The 22,507-nt window shown below is 65.4% G+C and carries 22 protein-coding genes and 1 tRNA gene; 6 read left to right on the forward strand and 17 right to left on the reverse strand.

Annotated elements, in window-relative coordinates:
• Positions 1–104: 104 nt before the first annotated feature.
• Complete coding sequence (dnaE, locus tag BU28_RS0119660; protein WP_028720936.1) at positions 105–3,575, reverse strand: DNA polymerase III subunit alpha; 3,471 nt, start codon at positions 3,573–3,575, stop codon at positions 105–107.
• A 93-nt stretch (positions 3,576–3,668) separates the two neighbouring features.
• Between dnaE and BU28_RS0119665 the strand changes: the two genes are divergently transcribed.
• From BU28_RS0119665 to BU28_RS0119680, 4 genes are read left to right on the forward strand one after another with little or no spacing between them, the layout of a single operon-like run.
• On the forward strand, positions 3,669–5,168 hold the full coding sequence (locus BU28_RS0119665) for an ABC transporter ATP-binding protein (protein ID WP_028720937.1): 1,500 nt from the start codon (positions 3,669–3,671) through the stop codon (positions 5,166–5,168).
• On the forward strand, positions 5,155–6,228 hold the full coding sequence (locus BU28_RS0119670) for an ABC transporter permease (RefSeq protein WP_028720938.1): 1,074 nt from the start codon (positions 5,155–5,157) through the stop codon (positions 6,226–6,228). The genes BU28_RS0119665 and BU28_RS0119670 overlap by 14 nt, the downstream gene beginning before the upstream one ends.
• Positions 6,225–7,112, forward strand: coding sequence for an ABC transporter permease (locus BU28_RS0119675; protein ID WP_028720939.1), 888 nt, complete (start codon positions 6,225–6,227; stop codon positions 7,110–7,112). Before BU28_RS0119670 ends, BU28_RS0119675 begins: the two co-directional genes overlap by 4 nt.
• A gap of 20 nt (positions 7,113–7,132) precedes the next feature.
• Positions 7,133–8,209, forward strand: a complete 1,077-nt coding sequence (locus tag BU28_RS0119680; RefSeq protein ID WP_028720940.1) for a BMP family ABC transporter substrate-binding protein — start codon at positions 7,133–7,135, stop codon at positions 8,207–8,209.
• A gap of 61 nt (positions 8,210–8,270) precedes the next feature.
• Here the strand turns inward: BU28_RS0119680 and dps are convergent, their stop codons facing one another.
• The 5 genes from dps to BU28_RS0119705 all read right to left on the reverse strand — a co-directional run bounded on the left by dps (position 8,271) and on the right by BU28_RS0119705 (position 12,401).
• Positions 8,271–8,789, reverse strand: coding sequence for a DNA starvation/stationary phase protection protein Dps (gene dps, locus BU28_RS0119685; protein WP_269845848.1), 519 nt, complete (start codon positions 8,787–8,789; stop codon positions 8,271–8,273).
• A gap of 97 nt (positions 8,790–8,886) precedes the next feature.
• The gene (locus BU28_RS0119690; RefSeq protein ID WP_028720942.1) at positions 8,887–9,120 is read right to left on the reverse strand and encodes an acyl carrier protein; all 234 of its coding nucleotides are present in this window, start codon (positions 9,118–9,120) and stop codon (positions 8,887–8,889) included.
• Between the two features lie 137 nt (positions 9,121–9,257).
• On the reverse strand, positions 9,258–9,995 hold the full coding sequence (gene fabG / locus BU28_RS0119695) for a 3-oxoacyl-[acyl-carrier-protein] reductase (protein ID WP_028720943.1): 738 nt from the start codon (positions 9,993–9,995) through the stop codon (positions 9,258–9,260).
• A gap of 63 nt (positions 9,996–10,058) precedes the next feature.
• Entirely contained in the window at positions 10,059–10,985 is a 927-nt protein-coding gene (gene fabD, locus BU28_RS0119700; protein ID WP_028720944.1) for an ACP S-malonyltransferase, read from the reverse strand.
• A gap of 72 nt (positions 10,986–11,057) precedes the next feature.
• Positions 11,058–12,401 carry an ATP-binding protein gene (locus BU28_RS0119705; protein WP_028720945.1) on the reverse strand — a complete coding sequence of 448 codons (1,344 nt, stop codon included), beginning with the start codon at positions 12,399–12,401 and terminating at the stop codon, positions 11,058–11,060.
• 45 nt (positions 12,402–12,446) lie between these two features.
• On the opposite strand from BU28_RS0119705, the gene BU28_RS0119710 reads away from it, so the two are divergent.
• Entirely contained in the window at positions 12,447–13,313 is an 867-nt protein-coding gene (locus tag BU28_RS0119710) for an MBL fold metallo-hydrolase (RefSeq protein WP_028720946.1), read from the forward strand.
• A 97-nt stretch (positions 13,314–13,410) separates the two neighbouring features.
• Positions 13,411–13,485, forward strand: a tRNA-Asn gene (locus BU28_RS0119715).
• 111 nt (positions 13,486–13,596) lie between these two features.
• On the opposite strand, the gene BU28_RS25770 is transcribed toward BU28_RS0119715, so the two are convergent.
• From BU28_RS25770 to BU28_RS0119760, 11 genes are all read right to left on the reverse strand, one after another.
• On the reverse strand, positions 13,597–13,989 hold the full coding sequence (locus tag BU28_RS25770; protein ID WP_143809779.1) for a TraR/DksA C4-type zinc finger protein: 393 nt from the start codon (positions 13,987–13,989) through the stop codon (positions 13,597–13,599).
• Between the two features lie 92 nt (positions 13,990–14,081).
• Positions 14,082–14,579 (reverse strand): hypothetical protein, encoded by a 498-nt coding sequence (locus BU28_RS0119720; RefSeq protein WP_028720947.1) that lies wholly within the window; start codon positions 14,577–14,579, stop codon positions 14,082–14,084.
• Between the two features lie 3 nt (positions 14,580–14,582).
• Positions 14,583–15,653: a hypothetical protein gene (locus BU28_RS0119725; protein WP_028720948.1), complete on the reverse strand. Its 1,071-nt coding sequence runs from the start codon at positions 15,651–15,653 to the stop codon at positions 14,583–14,585.
• A gap of 1 nt (position 15,654) precedes the next feature.
• Complete coding sequence (locus BU28_RS0119730; RefSeq protein WP_028720949.1) at positions 15,655–16,203, reverse strand: HK97 family phage prohead protease; 549 nt, start codon at positions 16,201–16,203, stop codon at positions 15,655–15,657.
• A complete protein-coding gene (locus tag BU28_RS0119735; protein WP_028720950.1) occupies positions 16,203–17,438 on the reverse strand; it encodes a phage major capsid protein in 1,236 nt (411 codons plus the stop codon). The genes BU28_RS0119730 and BU28_RS0119735 overlap by 1 nt, the downstream gene beginning before the upstream one ends.
• Positions 17,439–17,446: 8 nt before the next feature.
• Positions 17,447–17,785 (reverse strand): HNH endonuclease, encoded by a 339-nt coding sequence (locus tag BU28_RS0119740; protein WP_028720951.1) that lies wholly within the window; start codon positions 17,783–17,785, stop codon positions 17,447–17,449.
• On the reverse strand, positions 17,776–17,907 hold the full coding sequence (locus BU28_RS26685) for a hypothetical protein (RefSeq protein ID WP_269845850.1): 132 nt from the start codon (positions 17,905–17,907) through the stop codon (positions 17,776–17,778). The genes BU28_RS0119740 and BU28_RS26685 overlap by 10 nt, the downstream gene beginning before the upstream one ends.
• A 148-nt stretch (positions 17,908–18,055) precedes the next feature.
• Positions 18,056–18,781 carry an IS21-like element helper ATPase IstB gene (istB, locus tag BU28_RS0119750; RefSeq protein ID WP_028720952.1) on the reverse strand — a complete coding sequence of 242 codons (726 nt, stop codon included), beginning with the start codon at positions 18,779–18,781 and terminating at the stop codon, positions 18,056–18,058.
• The gene (gene istA / locus BU28_RS0119755) at positions 18,781–20,280 is read right to left on the reverse strand and encodes an IS21 family transposase (RefSeq protein ID WP_028720953.1); all 1,500 of its coding nucleotides are present in this window, start codon (positions 20,278–20,280) and stop codon (positions 18,781–18,783) included. The genes istB and istA overlap by 1 nt, the downstream gene beginning before the upstream one ends.
• A 384-nt stretch (positions 20,281–20,664) precedes the next feature.
• Positions 20,665–21,594, reverse strand: a complete 930-nt coding sequence (locus BU28_RS25775) for a hypothetical protein (protein ID WP_143809778.1) — start codon at positions 21,592–21,594, stop codon at positions 20,665–20,667.
• Between the two features lie 283 nt (positions 21,595–21,877).
• Positions 21,878–22,507, reverse strand: a 630-nt coding sequence (locus tag BU28_RS0119760) for a transposase (RefSeq protein ID WP_428829415.1), incomplete at its 5' end; no start/stop codon positions are given.

The raw sequence follows: 22,507 nt of genomic DNA on the forward strand, positions 1-22,507 counted from the left end.
CAGCCCGCCTCTGGCGAAACACAGAGCCGTCCCGCAAGGGGCGGCCTTTTCCGTTGGCGTTCGGGGAACAGTCGTGACGCGCCGGCCCGCTGGGCCCCGGCGCCCTATTCCTCCAGCACCTCCAGCACCCCCGGGATGACGCGCAGCGCCTGGCGCGCCGGCGTCGTCAGGGGCGCATCCTCGGTGATCTCGATGTCGACCAGGTCCTCGCCGTCTTTCAGCCGCAGGGTAATGGGGCCGCGCGCGCGCGAGGGGGCGTTGACCTCGGCCTGGATGCGGGCCAGCGCCTCGGCGATCATCGGCACGGCGTCAAGGCCGGCGATTTCCACCGCCAGCCGGTTCGCGCCCGCGTCGGCCACCGCCTGATCCAGCGGCGTGACCGAGCGCGCGAGCAGCTTGACCTGCTCGCCCGAAGGCTCGACCTGCACCTGAAGCACCACGTTCGCGCCGGGTTCCAGATGCTGGCGATGGGCGTCCAGCGTGTCGGAAAACACCGTCACCTCGTACATGCCGGTGGGGTCGGACAGGCCGACGAAGGCAAAGCGCGTGCCGCGCGCGGACTTCTTTTCCGCCCGGAAGGCCACCGTGCCGGCCAGCGAGGCGACCAGCGCCCCATCAAGCGCGGCCTGCGTCACCTCGGCCAAGGTCTGGACGTTCTTGCGACGCAGCGCCGGCAGGTAATCGTCCAGCGGATGGCCCGACAGGTAGAACCCGATCGCGGCGTGCTCCTCGGCCAGCTTTTCGGTCGGCAGCCAGACGGGCGCGGTCACCGGACGGGGCGGCGGCAGATCCTCGCCCCCACCGAACAGCGAGGACTGGGACGAGGCCGCGGCCTCTTGCACCGCCGCCGACCAGGCGACCAGACCGTCAAGCGATTTCAGGACCTTGCAGCGGTTTTCCTCGAGGCAGTCGAAGGCCCCTGCCCGCGCCAGCATCTCCAGCGGGCGCTTGCCCACGCGCTTCATGTCCACGCGCCGGGCAAAATCCAGCATGTCGCGGAAGGGCCGGTCGCCCCGTGCCTCGGTGATCAGCTTCATCGCCTCGGCCCCCACGCCCTTGAGCGCGCCCAAGGCATAGTGGATGCGCCCGTCCCGCACGCTGAAGGTGGCAAGCGAGCGGTTGACGCAGGGCGGCACCGTCTCGATCCCCATGCGGTCGGCCTCGCGCTTGTAGACGGCCAGCTTGTCGGTCAGGTGGATATCGCAGTTCATCACCGCGGCCATGAACTCGACCGGATGGTTGGCCTTCAGCCAGGCGGTCTGATAGCTGACGACCGCATAGGCCGCGGCATGCGACTTGTTGAAGCCGTAGTTCGCGAATTTCTCAAGAAGGTCAAAGACCTCTCCGGCTTTCTTCGCGTCGATTCCCTGCTTCTTGCAGCCTTCGACGAACTTCGGCCGCTCCTTGGCCATCTCTTCGGCGATCTTCTTGCCCATGGCGCGGCGCAAGAGGTCCGCGCCGCCCAGAGAATAGCCCGCCATGACCTGGGCGATCTGCATCACCTGTTCCTGATAGACGATGATGCCCTGCGTCTCGGCCAGGATCGGATCGATGGTCGGGTGCAGCGATTCCAGCGGCCGCAACCCGTTCTTGACCTCGCAATAGGTCGGGATGTTCTCCATCGGGCCCGGACGATAAAGCGCGACCAGAGCGACGATGTCCTCGATGCAGGTCGGCTTCATGCGGCGCAGCGCGTCCATCATGCCCGAGCTTTCCACCTGGAACACGGCGACGGTGCGAGCGCTGGCGAACAGATCATAGCTGGCCTTGTCGTCCAGCGGGATCAGGTTGATCTGGTTTTCGGCCCCCTTGGCGGGTTCGTACAGCACGCGCCCGTCGGCAGCGACATGCAGCGGCCGGCCGCCGCCGTTGATCAGATCGACGGCGTTCTGGATGACCGTCAGAGTCTTCAGGCCCAGGAAGTCGAACTTGACCAACCCGGCCTGTTCGACCCATTTCATGTTGAACTGCGTCGCCGGCATGTCGGACGCCGGGTCGCGGTAAAGCGGCACCAGGCGGTGCAGCGGCCGGTCCCCGATCACCACCCCCGCCGCATGGGTCGAGGCGTTCCTGAGCAGCCCTTCCAGCTTGGCCGCATAGTCCAGCAGCCGGCCCACGACCTCTTCCTTCGCGGCCTCGCGCAGCCGGGGTTCGTCCGCAAGGGCCTTGGTCACGCTGACGGGCTTGACCCCTTCGACCGGGATCATCTTGGACAGGCGGTCGACCTGGCCGAACGGCAGTTGCAACACGCGTCCCACGTCGCGCACCGCGGCCTTGGACAACAGCGCGCCGAAGGTGATGATCTGGCCCACCTTGTCGCGGCCGTATTTCTCCTGGACATACTGGATCACCTCCTCGCGGCGATCCATGCAGAAGTCGATGTCGAAGTCCGGCATCGACACCCGCTCCGGGTTCAGGAAGCGTTCGAACAGCAGGCTGTAGCGCAAGGGATCGAGGTCGGTGATGGTCAGCGCATAGGCCACCAGCGAACCCGCGCCCGAGCCCCGCCCCGGCCCGACCGGGATGCCGTGGTCCTTGGCCCATTTGATGAAATCGGCCACGATCAGGAAATATCCGGGAAAGCCCATCTGCTCGATGATGCCAAGCTCGAACCGCAGGCGTTCCTCGTATTCCTCGACCGGGACCGCGTGGGGGATGATGGCCAGACGCGCGCGCAGGCCCTCCCAGGCCTGGCGGCGCAATTCCTCGACCTCGTCATCGGCAAAGCGCGGCAGGATCGGCTTGCGCTTGCTGACGGCAAAGGCACAGCGGCGGGCGATTTCGACGGTGTTCTCGATCGCCTCGGGCAGGTCGGCGAACAGCGTCGCCATTTCCGCCTGCGACTTGAAGTAATGCTGCGGCGTCAGCCGGCGGCGCGGCGCGGTCTGGTCGACATAGGCCCGTTCGGAAATGCAGATCAGCGCGTCATGGGCGGCGTAAAGGTCCGATTTCGGGAAATAGACGTCGTTCGTCGCAACCAGCGGCAGGCCCAGGTCATAGGCAATGTCGATCATGCCGCCCTCGGCCGCCTGCTCTTCGGGAAGCGGGCGGCCCTCGGCGTCGTGGTGGCGCTGCAGTTCGACGTAAAGCCGGGTCGGAAAGGCGGCGGCGAGCCGTTCGACCAGCGCGCGGGCCTCGGGCTGGCGGCCCTGGGCGACAAGCAGGCCGACCGGACCCAGGGGGCCGCCGGTCAGGCAGATCAGCCCCTCGGCATGGGCCTCGAGTTCGTCGACCGTGACATGGGGCAGCGCGCCGCCGTCGCGCAGGTAAAGGCATGTCGAAAGTGCCATGAGATTGAGCCAGCCTGCCTCGTTCTGCGCCAGCAGGACGATGGGTGCCGTAACGTCAGCGGCCAGCGTCACCTGGCAGCCGACGATGGGCTGGATGCCGTAATCCTGCGCCTTGACGGAAAACTCCAGCGCCGCGAACAGCGCGTTGGTGTCGGTCAGGGCGACGGCCGGCATGCCGTTCTGCGCAGCCAGATCGGGCAGTTTCTTCACGGGCACCGCGCCCTCCAGCAGGGAATGCTCGGAATGGGTGCGCAGGTGGATGAATCGGGGGGTGTTCTCGGCCATGGGGGTTATCTAGGCCCTGCCTGTCCAACTGTGCAATTGCCCCCCGGCGGAAAACCGCTAAGACTTGGGCCAAAACCAGGCAGGGACGTGACAGTGAACGAGATTTTCCGGGCCGAGGGCCTGGGCAAGACCTATCCCGGCGTGCGCGCGAACGACGATATCGGCTTTTCCGTCGGCGCGGGCGAGATCCACGCCCTGCTGGGCGAGAACGGCGCCGGAAAGTCCACCCTGGTCAAGATGATCTACGGGCTGGTGCGGCCCGACGAAGGGGCGATGACCCTGCTGGGCGCGCCCCATGCCCCGGCCGATCCCCGCGCGGCCCGGGCTGCTGGCGTCGCCATGGTGTTTCAGCATTTCAGCCTGTTCGACGCGCTGACGGTGGCCGAAAACGTCGCCCTGGGGATGGAGAACCCGCCGCCGCGCGCCGCGCTGTCGCGCCGCATCGCCGAGGTCTCGGCCGCCTACGGCCTGCCGCTGGACCCAGGCCGCCGCATCGCCAGCCTGTCGGCGGGCGAACGCCAGCGGGTCGAGATCGTGCGCTGCCTGCTGCAGGACCCACGCCTGCTGATCATGGACGAACCGACCAGCGTCCTGACCCCTCAGGAGGCCGAGATCCTGTTCGCCACGCTGCGCCAACTGGCCGCGCAGGGCACGGCGATCCTTTATATCAGCCACAAGCTCGATGAGATCCGCACCCATTGCGACCGCGCCACCATCCTGCGTCACGGCAAGGTCGTGGGCACCGTCGATCCCCGCGCCCATTCGGCGCGCGCATTGGCCGCGATGATGGTCGGGGCCGAAATGCGGGTGATCGACCGATCCGGCCGCAAGCCGGGGGCCGAGGTGCTGCGGGTCTCGGGCCTGTCGGCGGGCGCGCTGAAGGGCGTCGGCCTGACCCTGCGCGGGGGCGAGATCCTGGGCATCGGCGGCGTCGCCGGCAACGGGCAAGAGGATCTGCTGGCTGCGCTGTCGGGCGAGGCCCCGACCCCGCCCGGCACCGTCGCGCTGGATGGCGCGGACCTGTCCGCCCAGGGACCCGAGGCGCGCCGCAAGGCCGGATTGCTGTCGGCCCCCGAGGATCGGCTGGGCCATGCCGCCGTGCCCGAATTCTCGCTGACCGAGAACACTTTGCTGACCGCAGGGATGCGGCAGGGCATCGTGCGTCATGGCTTGGTCGATCATGCCGGCGCGCGCCGTTTCGCGGAACGGGTGATCGCCGCCTTCGACGTGCGCACCCCCGGTCCGGGAACGGCGGCCGGGGCGCTGTCGGGCGGAAACCTGCAGAAATTCGTCATCGGACGCGAGGTCCTGGGTCAGCCCCGGGTGCTGGTGGTGAACCAGCCGACCTGGGGCGTCGATGCCGGGGCCGCCGCCGCGATCCGCCAGGCGCTGCTGGATCTGGCGGCGCAGGGCGCGGGCATCATCGTCATCAGCCAGGACTTGGACGAGCTGCTGGAACTGTCCGACCGCTTCTGCGCGCTGAACGAGGGGCGCCTTTCGGCCCCGCGCCCGACCGAAGGGCTGACCATCGAGGAGATCGGCCTGATGCTGGGCGGCGCCCATGGCATGGAGGTGGCCCATGTTCCGGCTTGAGCCGCGCGCAAGCGCGCCATTGGGCTGGCAGATCGCCACGCCCGTCCTGGCCGTCCTGGCCACCATGCTGGTCGGCGGCGCGCTGTTCGCCGCCATGGGCTTTGATCCGGTCGCCTCGATTCGCACCATCTTCTGGGATCCGCTGTTCGGCCCCGCGGCCGGCTATTCGCGCCCGCAACTGCTGGTCAAGGCCGGACCGCTGATCCTGATCGCCTGCGGTCTTGCCCTGGGCTTTCGCGCCGGCATCTGGAACATCGGCGCCGAGGGCCAGTATATCATCGGCGGCATCTGCGGCGCGGCGGTCGCGCTGGCGGCCTATCCGCTGGACGCCTTCTGGATCTTTCCGGCCATGATCCTGGGCGGGGCGCTTGGCGGCTGGGCCTGGGGCATGATCCCGGCGATGCTGCGCAACTGGTTCGGCGCCTCGGAAATCCTGGTGTCGCTGATGCTGGTCTATGTCGCGCAGAAGGTCGCGGCCTGGATGGCCTTCGGCCCGATGAAGAACCCCGAGGGCTTCAACTTCCCCGGCTCGCGCAATCTGCAGCAATACCCCGCCGCCTCGAACCCGGAGCTGATCGCGGGCACCGGCCTGCACTGGGGCGGCATCGCCGCGATCCTGGCGCTGGCGCTGACCTGGTTCGTCATGTCGCGCCACATCCTGGGCTTTCACATCCGCACGGCCGGCGCGGCACCCCGCGCCGCGCGCTTTGCCGGCGTCCGGCCGCAGCGGCTGGTCGCGCTGTGTCTGGGCGTCTCGGGTGCGCTCGCAGGGCTTGCGGGCCTGTTCGAGGTCGCGGGCCCGGCGGGCCAGATCACGGAAAGCTTCGGCTCGGGCTATGGCTTCACCGCGATCATCGTGGCCTTTCTGGGCCGGCTGCACCCCTTGGGCATCCTGCTGGCCGGCCTTCTGATGGCGCTGACCTATATCGGGGGCGAGCTGGCGCAGATGATGCTGAATCTGCCGGCCGCCACGGTGCAGGTGTTCCAGGGGATGCTGCTGTTCTTCCTGCTGGGCTTCGACCTGCTGACCCGGTACCGCATTCGCCGGAGGCGCGCATGATCGACCCGCTGTCCGTATTCCTGCTGTTGCTGGGGGCCGCCACCCCGATCCTGTTCGCGGCCCTGGGCGAGCTGGTCGTCGAACGCGCCGGCGTGCTGAACCTGGGGGTCGAGGGCATGATGATCGGCGGCGCGCTGGCGGGCTTTGCCGCCGCCGATGCCACCGGCAGCCCGGCGGCGGGCTTTGTCGCGGCGGCGGGCGCCGGCGCCGCGCTGGCCATGCTGTTCGCGGTGATGACGCAATACCTGCTGTCGAACCAGGTGGCGACCGGCCTTGCGCTGGTGCTGTTCGGCCTGGGACTGACCGCGATGTTCGGCAAGCCCTATGAAGGCGTCAAGGCCCCCGCCATGATGGCCGGTCCCCTGGGCCTGAACTGGATGATCTGGCTGGGCCTTGCGCTGGTGCCGGCGATCTGGTGGTTCCTGATGCGCTCGCGCCCGGGCCTGATCCTGCGTGCGGTGGGTGAAAACCACGATGCCGCGCATGGGCTGGGCTATCCGGTGCGCCGCGTCCGCATCCTGGCGCTGGCCTTTGGCGGCGCGCTGGCGGGCATGGGCGGGGCCTATGTCTCGATCGCGACGGTGCTGCAATGGACCGAGGGCATGACCGCCGGCGCCGGCTGGATCGCGCTGGCCATCGTGGTCTTTGCGCAATGGAACCCCTGGGGTGTCCTGATGGGCGCCTGGCTGTTCGGCGGCGTCACCGTGCTGCAGCTGCGCCTGCAGGCGGCGGGCGTCGCCGTGCCGGTCCAGCTTCTCAGCATGGCGCCCTATCTGGCGACGATCCTGGTGCTGGTGCTGATCTCGGCCCGCCAGAAATTCGGCCGTTCGGGCGGGACGGCGGCCCCCGGCTCGCTGGGCAAACCCTTTCACGCGCTCCGCTAGCGCCCTATCAGGAGACCCCTATGAAACGCAGAACCCTTCTTGGCAGCGCGGCGGCGCTTGTGGCGGCATCCACCCTGCCGAGCCTTGCGCAGGAAGAGAAGCTGAAGGTCGGCTTCATCTATGTCGGCCCCGTGGGCGACGGCGGCTGGACCTTCCAGCACGACCTGGCCCGCAAGGCCGTGGTCGAGAAATACGGCGACCGGGTCGAGACCACCTTCATCGAAAGTGTACCCGAAGGCGCCGACGCCGAACGCGCCATCACCCAGCTGGCCCTGTCCGGCCACAAGCTGATCTTCACCACCAGCTTCGGCTTCATGGATGCCACCATCAACGTCGCCAAGAAATTCCCCGACGTGAAGTTCGAGCACGCCACCGGCTACAAGACGGCCGAGAACGTCGCGACCTATGACGCCCGCTTCTACGAAGGCCGCGCGGTCATGGGCACCATCGCAGGCCGCATGACCAAGTCGAACAAGATCGGCTATATCGGCAGCTTCCCGATCCCCGAGGTGATCCAGGGCATCAACTCGTCCTTCATCCACGCCCGCATGGTGAACCCGGACGTCGAGATGAAGGTGGTCTGGGCCTATACCTGGTTCGACCCCGCGAAAGAGGCCGATGCCGCCGCCGCCCTGATCGCCGAGGGCGTGGACGTGATCCTGCAGCACACCGACTCGACCGCGCCGCTTGCCAAGGCGCAAGAGGCCGGTGCCATCGGCTTTGGCCAAGCCAGCGACATGGCGGCCTTCAAGCCGACGCCGCGGGTGTCCGCGATCATCGACAACTGGGCGCCCTATTACATCAAGCGCGTGGGCGAGGTGCTGGACGGCACCTGGAAGTCGCATTCGGTCTGGCTGGGCATCGCTGACGGCGAGGTCGAGATCGGCGAGATCACCGATGCCGTGCCGCCCGAGGTGAAGGCCGAGGCCGAGGCGCTGAAGGCCAAGATCGCTTCGGGCGAACACCACCCCTTCACTGGCCCGCTGAAAAAGCAGGATGGCAGCGAATGGCTGGCCGAGGGGCAGAAGGCCAGCGACAAGGACCTGTCCTCGATGAACTTCTATGTCGAAGGGATCACGGCGCCGATGCCGAAATAGCCCCCGACACATGGAAAAACCGGGGCGCCTGCCCCGGTTTCTTTCACTTCCGCCTGCGCGCTTATTCCAGGTGGCTTTCCAGGAACCACAGGTCGCGGTCCGCCGTCCGTGACGCGGCGGTCAGAAGGTCGGCGGTATCGGCATCCCCCGCCTCGTCGGTCGTGTCAATGCCTTCGCGCACCTTGGCGCCGTAATCGCGCATCCGTTCGCAGATCGCCTGGATATGGTCCTCGGCCTTGGTCAGGTCGGTCGGATATTCCTTGAGGCTGCTGGCCTTGGCCACCTTCTCGACCGTGCCGACGGCCACCCCGTCCAGCTGCTGAACCCGCTCGGCCATCTCATCCACATGAACCTGAAGGTTCTTGAAGACCTGGTCGAACAGTTCGTGCACGGCGATGAAGTTGCGACCCTTGACGTTCCAATGCGCCTGCTTGATCGCTGCGGACAAGGCCACCGCATCCGCCAGCCGGGCGTTCAACTCGGCAATCGCGGTCTTGCGGGCGTTGTCGGTTAGTCCTTGCAGGTTCACGGCCATGATCGTCTCCTTTGCGTCAGTCGCCCAGGAAACGGCTATCCCCACCCGGCGGTTCCCGCGACAAACCGCCGCAAGGCCATGAAAAAGGGCGGTGTCTTCGCCTGGAAGACACCGCCCGATCGCGCCAGCGCAGGGATTCGGATCAGACCGCGCCTTGGATGAACTTCACCGCATCGCCGAAGGTCTGGATGGTTTCGGCCGCGTCATCGGGGATTTCGATGCCGAATTCTTCCTCGAAGGCCATGACCAGCTCGACCGTGTCGAGCGAGTCGGCGCCGAGGTCGTCGATGAACGAGGCGCTTTCCGTCACCTTGTCCTCGTCAACGCCCAGGTGCTCGACGACGATTTTCTTCACGCGATCAGCGATATCGCTCATGTCTCTTCCTCATGTTCGCGGGCATCCGCCCAAAAGATTGCCGGCCGCAGCCGGCAGTCAGCCCAGGGCGGTTCCCCTGCAGCCTTGTTCGCGGGATATAGCACGGGGACGTGATCTTGCAACCGCATAAACCACGATCAGATCATCGCCATGCCGCCATTCACATGCAGGGTCGCGCCAGTGACATAGCCCGCCTCGGCGCTGGACAGATAAAGCACCGCGGCGGCGATTTCGCCTGCCGCGCCCATGCGCCCGGCGGGGATCTGGGCCAGGATCCGGCCCTTCTGGTCGTCGTTCAGCTTGTCGGTCATCGCGGTCTCGATGAAGCCGGGGGCGACGCAGTTGACCGTGATCCCGCGCGACGCGACCTCATAGGCCAGGCTCTTCGACATGCCGACCAGCCCGGCCTTGGCGGCGGCGTAATTGCCCTGGCCCGGATTGCCGGTCGCGCCGACCACCGAGGTGATGTTGACGATGCGGCCCCAGCGCGCCTTCATCATGCCGCGCAAGACCGCGCGGCACAGGCGAAAGCCCGAGGTCAGGTTCACCTCGAGCACCTGGGCCCATTCCTCGTCCGACATCCGCATGAACAGGTTGTCGCGGGTGATGCCGGCGTTGTTGACCAGGATGTCGACCGAACCCATCGCCTCGGCGGCGGCCTTGGGCAGCGCCTCGACCGCGGCGGCATCGCCCAGGTTCGCCGTCACGACATGGGCGCGGCTGCCCAGACGGTCGGCCAGTTCGCGCAGCGGCGCCTCACGCGTGCCCGACAGGGTGACGGTCGCACCCGCCGCGTGCAGCGCCTCGGCAACCGCACCGCCGATCCCGCCCGAAGCCCCGGTCACCAGCGCATTCCTGCCCGTCAGATCAAACATCAAGCTCTTCTCCGTTTTCCAAATACCCCGGGGGAATCCCGCAGGGATGGGGGCGGAGCCCCCTTATGCCTTCAGCGCCGCGATATCGCCCGGCACGCCGATGTTGCGCACCACGGCATCCTTCGCGATGCGCCTGATCATGCCCGACAGGGCCTTGCCGGCACCGATCTCCCAGAACTCGGTGACACCGGCCTCGGCCAGATAGGCCACCGACTCGCGCCAGCGGACGGATCCCGTCACCTGCTCGACCAGCAGCCGGCGAATCTCGCCCGGCTCGGTCACGGGCGCGGCGCGGACATTGGCGACCAGCGGCACGGCGGGCGGCGCGATTTCGACGCCCGCCAGGGCCTCGGCCATCACCGCCGCCGCCGGCTGCATCAGCGCCGAATGGAACGGGGCCGAGACCGGCAGCATCAGCGCCCGCTTGGCGCCGCGCTCCTTGGCCAGCCCGGCCGCCCGCTCGACCGCTGCCCTGTGCCCCGAGATCACCACCTGCGCCGGGTCGTTGTCGTTCGCCGCCTGGCAGACCTCGCCTTGGGCGGCGTCGCGGGCGATCTCCTCGACCGCGGCAAGGTCCAGCCCCAGGATCGCGGCCATCGCACCCTGACCGACCGGCACGGCCTCTTGCATGGCCTGGCCGCGCAGGCGCAGCAGCCGGGCGGTGTCCGGCAGGCTCAGCGCGCCCGCGGCGCAGAGCGCCGAGTATTCCCCCAGGGAATGGCCGGCGACGAAAGCGGCATCCGCGATGCCGAAGCCTTCGGCCTCCAGCGCGCGAAACGCCGCCATCGAGGTCGCCATCAGAGCCGGCTGGGCGTTCTGGGTCAGGGTCAGCGTCTCGATGTCGCCCTGCCAGATCAGGTCGGACAGCTTTTCTCCAAGCGCCTCGTCCACCTCGGCAAAGACCGCCGCGGCCGCCGGATAGGCCTCGGCCAGATCCTTGCCCATGCCGACCACCTGGGCGCCCTGCCCCGGAAACACGAAAGCCCGCATCCTGATGTCCCTTTTTTGCTTCTTGCTTGTCCCAGCCTTAGCGGCTGGCGCGCGTCACGGCAACCGCGCCGCTCAGCGGGGAATGACGATCTCGGCGCGCAGGCCGCCCAGGCGCTCGCCCTCGACCAGGCGCAGCTGGCCGCCATGGGCGCGGGCGATGTCGGCGGCGATGGACAGGCCCAGGCCCACCCCTTCCTGTCCCTGGTTCTGGTTGCGCGCGGCGTCCAGGCGGGTAAAGGGCTTCAGCGCCTCGCTGCGGCTTTCGGGGGGGATGCCGGGCCCGTCGTCCTCGACCGAGATGCGGAAATAGCTGGGTCCAAGCGCGGCCTCGACCTCGGCGTGCTCGCCATAGCGCACGGCATTGCCGATCAGGTTCTCGACCGCGCGGCGCAGGCTGTCCTGGCGAAAGGTCGCGCGCCCCGCCAGATCGCCCTGCAGGTTCCCCAGCTTGACCGCCTGCCCCCCGCGCTGCGCATCCGCCACGATGCCGCGCACGAAGCTCAGGGCGGGCACCGCCTCGGGCGGCGCGTCCTGGGCGGCGTCGCGGGCATGGTCCAGAAAGGCGTCGACCATCCGCCCCAGCGCGGCCACGTCGCTTTCCAGGGCCGCAATCTCGTCGGGTTCGGGGGCCACGTCCGGCGACAGCATCGACAGGCCCAGCCGCAGCCGCGTCAGGGGGGTGCGCAGGTCGTGGCTGACGCCCGACAGCATCTGCTTGCGCTGTTCGTTCTGCCGCTCGATCCGGGCCCGCATCTCGAGGAACGCGGTGCCGGCGCTGCGGATCTCGCTGGCGCCCCCGGGGCGATAGGGGATGATCCGGCCCTTACCGTATTCCTCGGCCGCCCGCGCCAGCCGCTTGATCGGGCGCAGCTGGTTGCGCAGAAAGATCGTGGCGATGGCCGTCATCAGAAGCGAGGTGCCGATCATCAGCACCAGCAGCTGGTGCGGGTTCGAGGCGCTGACCCGCGCCCGCGGAAAAACCATCTCATAGGGGCCGAAACGGCTTTGCAGCGCGACCCGCACCTCGCGCCGCTGGTCCAGGTCCACGCCCTGGACATGGGGGACGCGCTGGTGCAGTTCCTCGATCACCACGCGGCCGGACAGGTCGAGGAAATCGTGCCGGTCGATGGCGGGACGCTCGGCCGGCAGCGTCACCTCGAGCCCCAGCGGCAGCGCCTCGCGCAGCGCGGCCTCGCGGGCGGCAGCCAGGTCCGGCGCCGCGTCGATCCGCTGGGCGACCAGGGCGATTTCGCGCGTCATGCCGAATGTCATCTGGCGCGTCACGTCCTCGAAATGGCGCTGCAGGAACATGACCGTGACGACGATGGTGACGACGACGATCGGCAGGAACAGGATCAGCGCCGCACGTCCGTAAAGGCCGCGGGGCATGATCCGCTTGAGCCATTCCCAATCCATCCAAAGCCCTTGCCTTGCCGCGCCTGACCGGGCCAAGTTAGCGCCATGTCCCACGCCCCGGAAGCCCTGCGCGTCATCACCGCCGACAACCCTTCGCCCCTGACCGGGCCGGGCACGAACACCTTCCTGCTGGGTCGCGCCAGCATCGCGGTGATCGACCCCGGCCCTGACCTGCCCGCCCATCGCGCCGCGATCCTGGCGGCGGCCGGCCCGGGTCGGATCAGCCATATCCTGGTCACCCATGCCCATCTGGATCACTCCGGCGGCGCGCGGGCGCTGGCGCAGGCCACCGGCGCGCCGATCCTGGGCTTCGGCCCGCCCGAGGCCGGCCGCTCCGCCCTGATGCAGCGCCTGGCCCGCGACGGTGGGCTTGAGGGCGGCGAGGGGCTGGACCATGGATTTAATCCCGACATCCGGCTGACCGACGGGCAAAGCGTCGAAACCGACGAATGGGTGCTGACCGCGCTGCACACGCCCGGCCATTTCGCCGGCCACCTCAGCTTTCAGTGGGGCGACCAGATCCTGTGCGGCGATGTCGTCATGGGTTGGGCGACGACGGTGATCTCGCCCCCCGACGGGGATCTGGGCGATTATTTCCGCAGCCTTTCCCGACTGGAAAACGCCGCGTCCCGCCGCCTGCTGCCGGCCCACGGCGCCCCGGTCGAGGCCCCGGCCCCGCGTCTGGCCGAGCTTGCCGCCCATCGGCGCGAGCGGACCGCCCAGATTCTGGCCGCCTTGGACCGCGGACCCGGCACGGCCGAGTCGCTTGCCGCCGGCATCTACGACATTCCCCGTGCGCTGATGCCCGCCGCGCGACGCAATGTCCTGGCCCACCTGCTGGCCCTGTCCGAGATCGGCGCCATCATCCCCGAGGGTCCCCTTGGCGCTGCCACCGTCTTTCGGACTTCCTGATGCTGCGCCTTGATTTCCTTGCGGATAATTTTTTCCAAAAAATATGCGACAGGCCTCTGGACGCGGCCGCAAGCCACCGCTATACACCGCCCCGTGTTCCGGCGTAGCTCAGCGGTAGAGCAGTTGACTGTTAATCAATTGGTCGTAGGTTCGATCCCTACCGCCGGAGCCAAAAATCCCTGATAATACAGAGATTTATGAGCAAGCCCCGCAAGGGGGCTTTTCTCGTTTCCGTTCTGGGGAACGCCGGGGGAACAAGGAACGGCTGGGGGAAACGTGTGACTTATTCACCCCGCTTCGCCGCCTCTCGGGCATAGGCCGCGCAGGTGCTGCAACAGTATTTCGCCGCTGCCCGCCTCGGGTTCTCGATCATCTTTCCGCACCATTGGCAGGGGCGCGGCTGATGCTTGCGGAAGGTCGTTTGTGCATTGCACCATACAGAGCAGAACCGCTGATCGTCGTGATGTGCGCAGAAGGGTTTGCCGCAATGTTCGCAGAGCCGGGGGAATTGCAGCCGGTAGCGCGCCTTTACGCGAACCCGCTGGCACGTCAGGCTGCAATACCTGGCCGTGCTGATCTTTTCCGGGGGAATGGGTTTGCCGCAGACTTGGCAGGGTGGACGGTCGCGCTTGGCATCCAGCCGTGCCTGCTTGTCCAGATCGTGATAAGCGCGCATGTAGCATTCTTTGCCACACCACTCGCGCACCTCGGCCCTCGGCCCATCGGGTAGGACCGCCCCACAGCCCTTGCAGTAATTCCGCAGGTCCATCAGAGCCGCCGAACGGCCATGTCCAGCGCCGCATTCTCGCTTGCGTCCCGCAGCCGCCCAAGATGCGCCGAATGAGATTGAGCGCAGATCCGGCTGCAAAACTTGTGATGGCCCTCGGGCAAGCCCTTGTGGCACCGAACGCAGCACGCGCGGCCAATCAGGGTTCCAGCCTCAGTGGTCCAATCCGGTTGTCCTTGGTTCCATGTCGGACGGATCGCCCGCACCACGCGGAAAGCGTCGTCCAGCATGTCCCGCGCCGCCAGATCGGCAGAGTTCCAGCCCCAGCCCTGCCTGCACAGGTCCGACCGGATGCCTGCCCTAAGCGGACCTTCCAACCCGAACAAACTGCCGGTGTCGCCCGCCTCGAAAGCCAGTCGGATCACGCGGGCCAGTTCTTGCACCAGCATGTTATAGCGGGCCTCGCCCAGACGCCCGCGACGGGCATCATGCGCCCGCCTTGCCCGCCGGTTGATGAGATGGAGCGGCATCTGGAGCATGGCTTATTCCGCCCAATCAATGAAAGCCAACGCATCCTTGATGGTCGCAGGGTCCAGCCCGGCCTCTTTTGCCGCCGCCATGGCTTGCAGCATCGTGGACAGCGCCCGCGCCTTGCCGCCAGCGTCGAAAGCCTGCATGGGTCTGACGCAATCAATCGCCACGGGCGTGCCTAGCTTTTCGGTTGCTTCCTCGGCCATCAGGTTGGCGATGGGTTGCAGCACCAACTGCGCCAGGTGCCGCTGCGCCTCGCGGACCATTGGCCCGGTCGTGGCGGGGTTGTGCAGGCCGGGCAGGATCCCGAACGCGCCGAAGATCGCGCCCTTGGCATCGGTCAGCAGCCGGTCGGCCAGGGTCTTGGACAGGTCCGGGCTAAGCTGATCCGGTGACTTGCCGATGTTCGGAGCCATGCCCGCCGCGACAGCCTGCGCCGTGCCTTCGATCACCAGAGCCGCGCCGCGCCGCCCTCGGAAGCTGCGCCGCATCAGCGCCATGTCCTCGACCGATCCCTCGGGAACGGGCACGATCAAGGATCCTATAGGCGAGTCCTGGTAAACGTCGCGCAAGGCGGTTTCGATGGCTTCCAGAAGCTGCGCCGACAGCTTGGCCCGGCCAAGGGGTGCAGAGCCTGCCCAGGGGGTGACAGCATCGCAGCCGATGCGGAAGTGCAAAACCTCGCCTGCCAGCACGGTCTCATTCCGCCCGCCGCCGATTTCAGGCAGTCCCACGCGATAGGCGCGGGGTTGGCCGTAGCGGGTCGAGATGTCCCAATCGGTCGCCGGGATCAGGCGGTCACGAATCAGGAAAAGGCATTCGCCCCGCAAGGCCAGAGCGCGGGCGGTGATTGCCATGTCCCGCCGGGTCAACAGATCGGTGCCGGTCACATCGGCCAGCGACAGGCCGCTTTCCCAGAGGCTCACAGAGGTCTGCACGGCTGCGGTCAGTTCGCCCAGGCCAGATGCGCCAGAAATCCATGCCTCACGGGCTGCCAGCAGCGCGCTTGTGAAGCCCGGCTGGATGGCGGCGCGGGTTTCGACAGGATCAGTTTTCCGCGTGAAAAATGACAGCAGGCCCATGTCACAGCCTCCAACGGTTGAGGGGGTGAACCTGGTGTGGCTGCCCATACCCGGTTGCTTGCCACGCCCGCGCCTCGATCTGCGCTGCCGGATAGGCCGGGCGGGTGACGGCGCTAATCTCGAACAGCGCCGCGCGGGTGATGGTGCGCAGGATGCCCGCCCCGCGCCGCTCGATCCGTTCGCCGCCCTGATCCACGCGGAAGCCAGGGCTAAGGCCACGGATCAGGCCCTGGCCATGAGCCGCCAGAAAGTCCCGCGCCCATGTCGTGCCGCCGTCAATCTCGGCCTCGATGGTCAGCGCGTCGTCAGCGTCCCGCAGGGACAGGTTGCCCGCCGCCGTGGAGGCGAGAGGCTTTGCATAGTCGTGCTGCGAAAGCAGGTGGATTTCGCCGCCTGCCTCGAGCCGGTCAGCGAAAGCGCGCGGGGCGATAACCTCACGCCGCCCCCGTGCCAGTTCGGTTTCGGCCCCGTAGGGGAACCGCGCCGAAAGACGGGTTGCCCCGCCCTCGGCCCGGATTTCCAGCGTTCCGAGATTACCGCCCCACAGCATCAGGGTTCACCAATGCCGGTCAGGATGCGGGTCTGCATCCCGCGCGGGACGGTAAAGTCAGCGGTGACAAGCCCGGTCAGCACCAGCTGGCCCGAGTGGGCTTTGGTGTAAGGATCGCGGATCAGGTCAACGCCGCCCCAGATGCCCAGATAGCCCGGTGCCACGCCCTGCACGGTCGCGGTCAGGATCGCGGTTTCGTCGGGGATCACGTTCGAGATTGCCGGGGTGCCGACATGCTTGGTCAGGCGGTCCCATTCCGAAACAGCCGTGCCGGTGATGAGCGCATCGTCCAGTTCGGCCCAGATCGCCGGGTCAAAGCCCAGGTTCACCTGGTTGGCTGCCGTGATGGCGTTGGCTTCCATGAACGCCACGATCTGCGCCCGGAACGCGGCCCAGGTCGCGGTTGCACCAACTGCCGTCACAGGGATGCCATAGGTCGCCGCGCCGGGGACGATGCCCAGAGGTTCGCCAGCCGCGCCGCTGCCGTTCACGACAACCCGGTCCAGTTCCGCGCCGATGGCTGCGTTCATGTCGCGCCGGATGGCCTGTTCCAGCCCTTCGCCCGCCTGTTTCAGCGCCTTGCGGCTGATGACCATTTGAGCGCCCCCGGTATGATCCGGGTTCAGGCTGCGTTCGGTCGTGTCGAAGGGGGAAGGCCCGCCCACGTTGCCAAGTTCGGTCGTCTGCCAGCCAAAGACAGCGCCAGCGGTCGCCACGGGAAAGGCCAGTTCGCCCGCCGTGATGTTGATACGCTGGATCCCGAGACGCTCGGCAACCGAGTTCGGGAAAATGCGGTCGATGATCGGGCGGATCGTCTTGGGGTTCGGCACATCAGCCGCGACGGTTTCGCCCGCACGGGTTTCCAGAGCCGCCAAGGGGATCGGGATGCCCTGATAACCGCCCTTGCTGCGCAGTTCCTGCACAACCTCGGCAGTCGCGCCCGAGAGCGCCCGGCCTTCGTCCAGCGACAAGGCCACTTGCCGCAGTTCAAAGCGCCCGATCAGTTCCGCAAATTCACGATCCGAACGGGTTTCCAGATCGGCCCCGGCTTCGCGCCGTTCCTGATCCTCGGCCACCAGAGCGGCACGATAGCGGGTTTCGTTGGTGCGATATTCCTGATCCATGGTTTCCATGGAGCGGGTTTCGTCCTCGGTAGGGTTTTCCTTACCCACCAGACCCGCCAATGCCTGCCGGATTTCCGACTGGCGACGGGCGATCTTCACAGAGTCCAGCATTTGATACCTCATGTTGCCGGGTTGGGATTTGTCGCCAGATCGGCAACGAGTTGCCCCCAGGCTTGCCGCTCGGGGGTGATGATCGGCGCGGGATGCCCGCACTCGACCCTGGTTTTCTTTGTGTGGCAGGAGCTGCACCGAACGGCGCAATTCGCCGGGTCGAACGCCAGTTCGGGATGCGTCCGCACGGGCAGGATATGGTCGATTTCCAGCCGCCCGCGCCGGGTGCCGCAGTCCACGCAAGCCCATCCGTCCCGTTCCAGCACGATATGGCGCAGCACCTGCCAGCGTTTGGTTTTCAGGACGGGCCGGGAGTAGCGCCGCCATTCGTCGCGCGTCACGCCCATTGCAGCCTCGCTTTCCGGGCCGGTGCCGCCTTCATGCGCTGCCCCTGCGCCACCGCCAGCACGGTCGCCGCCGCAGCGTCGATGCGCCCAAGGCTGCGGCCCTTCGCCAGCTTGGCGTTCATGGCCGGGTCCAAGAGTGTCAATCGGCATCCAAACGTGCCCCCCGATCGGCGCCCAAAAGTGACCCCTCTGGCGATGTAGGAAGCAGGCCCGTGGCGGCGTAGCTTTCCAGCTGGCGCAGCCGACGCGGGCCTGCGTTTTGTGGGGCGGTCAGACTCGGGTTTTGATGCGCCAGCTGTCGTTGCCGGTCTCAACGATGTCGCAGTGGTTCAAACGATCGAGCAGCGCGGTGGTCATCTTCGCGTCTCCGAAGACGGTCGGCCACTCCCCGAATGCGAGGTTGGTGGTGACGATGACGGAAGTCTGCTCGTAGAGCTTGCTGACCAGATGGAACAACAACTGGCCGCCGGATTGGGCAAATGGCAGGTAGCCGAGTTCATCAAGGATGACGAAGTCGAGCCGCATCAGATGATCCGCAAGCCGGCCCGCCCTCCCTGCGCGGGCTTCGGCCTCCAGCCTGTTCACCAGATCGACGACGTTGAAGAATCTGCCCCTTGCACCGTTGCGGATGACGGCTCGCGCGATGGCCACGGAGATATGGGTCTTGCCGGTCCCAGTGCCGCCGACCAGCACGATATTGCGCTGCTGATTGAGGAATTCCCCGCTGGCCAGATCCCGCACCAACGTCTCGTTGATAGGCGTATCATCGAAGGTGAACTCTTCAATCTCCCGGGCATAGGGTAGCTTGGCTGTGGTAATCTGGTATTTGACCGACCGCGCCTTCTTCTCGTTGATCTCGGCGGCCAGAAGATCACCAACGATTTGGCGGGGTTCATGCTGGCGGCGCACAGCCACCGCCATGAGTTCGTCGTAAGCAGCGCGCATCCCGTAGAGCTTCAAATCGCCCATTGCGGCCATGATGTCGGCACGCTCCATCAGCTGGCCCTCCGCAGCAGATCATAGCGGGCGCAGTCCGCCACAGGTTCATGGGTCAACTTCAAGGCCGGAGAGGTCAGCAGAAGCGGTGGTGGCTCCGGATCGCGCCTGCGGGACAGAATATTTAGGATCACATCGGCAGAATGGACGCCTTGCGAGAGGGCTTCGGCACATGCTTTTTGCACCGTAGGCATGCCTTCCGTTAGCACAGCGCCGAGGATCTTTACCATCTGGCGGTCTCCATCCGAGGAACCCTGCAGCTTGCGGCGGATCTGTTCGAGAGCTCCGGGAAGAACCCAGTCTTTGAACGGGGCACCGTTACGCAGAGCCCCGGGTTTGCGAAGAAGAACAGGCACATAGTGCCAAGGATTGTAAACTGTTCGGTCTCGGCCGAAGTGGCGCGGGTGGTCTCCGACCAATCGACCCTCCTGCCGGATCTCGATCCGTTCCGCATAGGCCCTGATCTCGACCGGCCGCCCGACAGCCGTTGCCGCGACAGAGTATTTGTTGTTATCGAACCGCACGAGGCAGGTCTTCGATACCGCCGCAGGCAGCGAATGGAAGCCGTCGAAGCGCCCGGCATAGGGGACAAGGTGCGGGCGCTCTTTCTGAAAGACCTCCCAGACAGTCTTGTCCGTCAGCTCGGGATGTTTGCTGCTTCTGGCCGAGGCGATGCACTTATCCAGAAGCCAAGCGTTCAGTTCCTCGTAGCTCTTGACCCTGACCCGGGGCGAGAAGAACCGTTGGCGGACCGTGCCGACCTGGCTCTCCACCTGACCTTTCTCCCAACCCGAAGCCGGGGTGCAGGCGATGGGATCGACCAGATAATGGCTGGCCATCTGCAGGAATCGACGATTGTAGAGGCGCTCCTTGCCAACGAAGATGGTCTCCACCGCTGTCTTCATGTTGTCGTAAATCCCGCGAGTGCAGGTGCCCTTGAAGAAGGCGAAAGCCCGATCATGGGCGTCGAACACCATCTCCTGCGTCTCGCGTGGATAGGCCCGCACGAAGAACATCCGGCTGTGGCACAGGCGAACATGGGCCACCTTGATCGTGGTGGTCGCCCCATCAATGAGGACAACCTCGTGGCTCCAGTCGAACTGGTAGGCTTCACCGGGGGCAAAACTCAGCGGCACGAAGGCGGACGAGGCACCGGAGCTTTGAGTGCGCGCCCGGACCGAGGCATAGCGGCGGACCGCATCATATCCGCCTTCATAACCGAGGCCGCGCAGTTCCTCGTAGATCTGGATCAGCGTCAGGCGTTCCCGGCTGGCCCGCGCGGCATTGATCTCAAGCAACCGGTTAAGTTCCTCCAGCCAGGCACCCAGCTTCGGGCGTGGCTGCACGGTCCGGGTATAGGTGAACTCCGTAATCCCGGTGCGGATCACCTTCCGCACCACCTTCTTCGACAGCTTCAGATCGCGGCAGATCGTCTTGATCCCCTTGCCCTCGGTAAAATGTAGCCGCCTGATTTTTGCGATTGTCTCCACGATCAGCATCCTGCGCTCGGCCTCCGATAATCATCGAAGGCACATTGGACCCAACCCCCGGTCAGTGGGGTCCCTTTTGGACGCCGATCACCCCAGAAGCGGGGTCCTTATTCCACGCCGTTCAACAAGATGCAAAATAGGTTATAAATAGCATCACGATCAGAGTAATGAAAGTTTTGCTTACCTTCCGACCGGCAGGGGCAGCGGAAATGGTGATATTCTTTACCACAATTCCCACATATACGCCAAATACCGGGACGAACATTGAAATCGTGGATATGTATGTTTCAAGCTTGGTTACTCTTGGATAGAGGAAGATTGCGCAAAAAACGATGAGTGTGATGTGAGCTAACACAACAGCTATCGAAAGTATTGCCCTTAGCTTTCCTGCACTCAATTCCAGTCCTCAACCTGCCCATCCACGCGTTCTGAAATGCGTTTAGCTATGTGATTTCTGAGGATCTCGAAACCGTCATCATAATCGAGAGAGGTGAATCCCGTGGTTGGCTTTGTAGAGTTCACAGGCCATCGACGGATGCTCGTGACCGGAAGGTCTATCGTTATGCTGAAAGTGTCGCTAAACATTTGGTTGGGGTATACTTCCCAGTGAGACTTCTCCCAGACGCCAGCGCGTCCAGAAACTCCTGTCGCGGGTGCGAGAACATCCGCAACTATTCGTCCATTTCCCAGAGAAACTGAACACGTTATGTTCTGATCTGTTTTGCAGGGGCGGCCGATGATTTCCTCTAACGCATCCTCTACAACAGACATTAGCCTCCCAATCCCCTCTCCCCGCAACTCATAGAATGTTCTGCCGCTTACCGTAACAAATGCTGGCGGTGACCCGGCACCCTCGCCAAATCTTCGAGCCCAGTATGCGACCACCGATTTTTCCCGGAGCCACAGCACAACGTCATTCTCGAATCCAGAGATAGCAAGCCCGCAGTACCTTTCCAGATTGGACGGCATTAGCATTCTACGCTTAGGCACGCTCCAAGAACCATTCGCAGCAGGTCCGACAACTTCATCATCGGAGCACTTGCTAAATCTGCTTACGGGTAACTTCGATATCTCGTTGAATAGTTGGCGCTCATGGGTTCTATCTGCTAAAACTGCAAACCACTGTGGTATACATCCGCCGTCTGAGCAGTAGTAGACACCCTGGCAGGTTTCCAATTCTCGCATGGAAGTATTTTCGTTTGAAATTTCGGCCTCGCAGTAAATTGAATCCTGCAAGATTCGATGTAGTGGGAGCAAAGCCGACTGAGCTTCTGCTTCGAAACAAGCCAAGGCAAACGTGATCGCAATAAAAATATTGCGCATACTATTGAACCTCTTATTAAGCCTATTACAAACGTGTGCTTATTTTAGCATAACGAGAATCGCGACGAAAAACAATCGACTTCTTCAGTAAAGGGAAAGGTCCCCGTCCAGTTCGATACGAACGTCCTACACGGAACTCCTCCAAGCCAACCCAGCGGGCCGGTTTAGCAGGCCGCTGAAATAGTCGCCGAGCCGGAACTGTTTTCCGTCGTTGCAGACTTGGCAGCCCGACCTCTGGCTTTTGGGTCCGGAAGGCGCGTGTGCCCCACGAGGTTTTTCATCGTCACGCGGCCAGCAGTCGTGGCAACCGGGCGAGGTTGTTGGCGGCCATGGTCAAGATGAAGCGTGAACGGACCCTTTCGAGGCCGCGATAGACGGTCTGGGCCATGCCGCCGACGGTCTTGGCCCAGCCGAAAGCCTCTTCGATCCGTTTGCGGTGCTTGATCGACAGGGCGTATCCCTCGTGCCGTGTGGTTCTGGCGTCGATTGCTGAATATCTCGATTTCTGTGCGACATGCGGGGTAACACAGGCCTGCCTGAGATCAGCAACGAACTCGGCCGCGTCGAAGCCCTTGTCCGCGCCCAGCGTCAGCCGTCGGGTCGACCCCGGGGAATGGCGATGGATCATGTCGAGGGCGGCGCGCCGTTCCGCATGACCGTCGGCCTGCGTCAGGTCGCCCTGCACGATGAGCCCGTTCCGGTTCTCCATCAGGGCATGGCCCATGAAGCAGAGCATGGCGCCGGTTCCAGGAGATTTCTTGTAGAGCCGGGCATCCGGGTCCGTGGTGGAAGCATGGGTGGCGTTGGACCGCTTCTCGCCCTTGAAGTCGACCTCGGCATTGCGGCTCTGGCGCGTGGGTCGGGGCATCTGGGCGGTTTCAACTTCGGTTGTTTCGGTTTGATCTTGAGCAGT

The organism is Paracoccus yeei ATCC BAA-599 (assembly GCF_000622145.1).
Taxonomy (GTDB): domain Bacteria; phylum Pseudomonadota; class Alphaproteobacteria; order Rhodobacterales; family Rhodobacteraceae; genus Paracoccus; species Paracoccus yeei.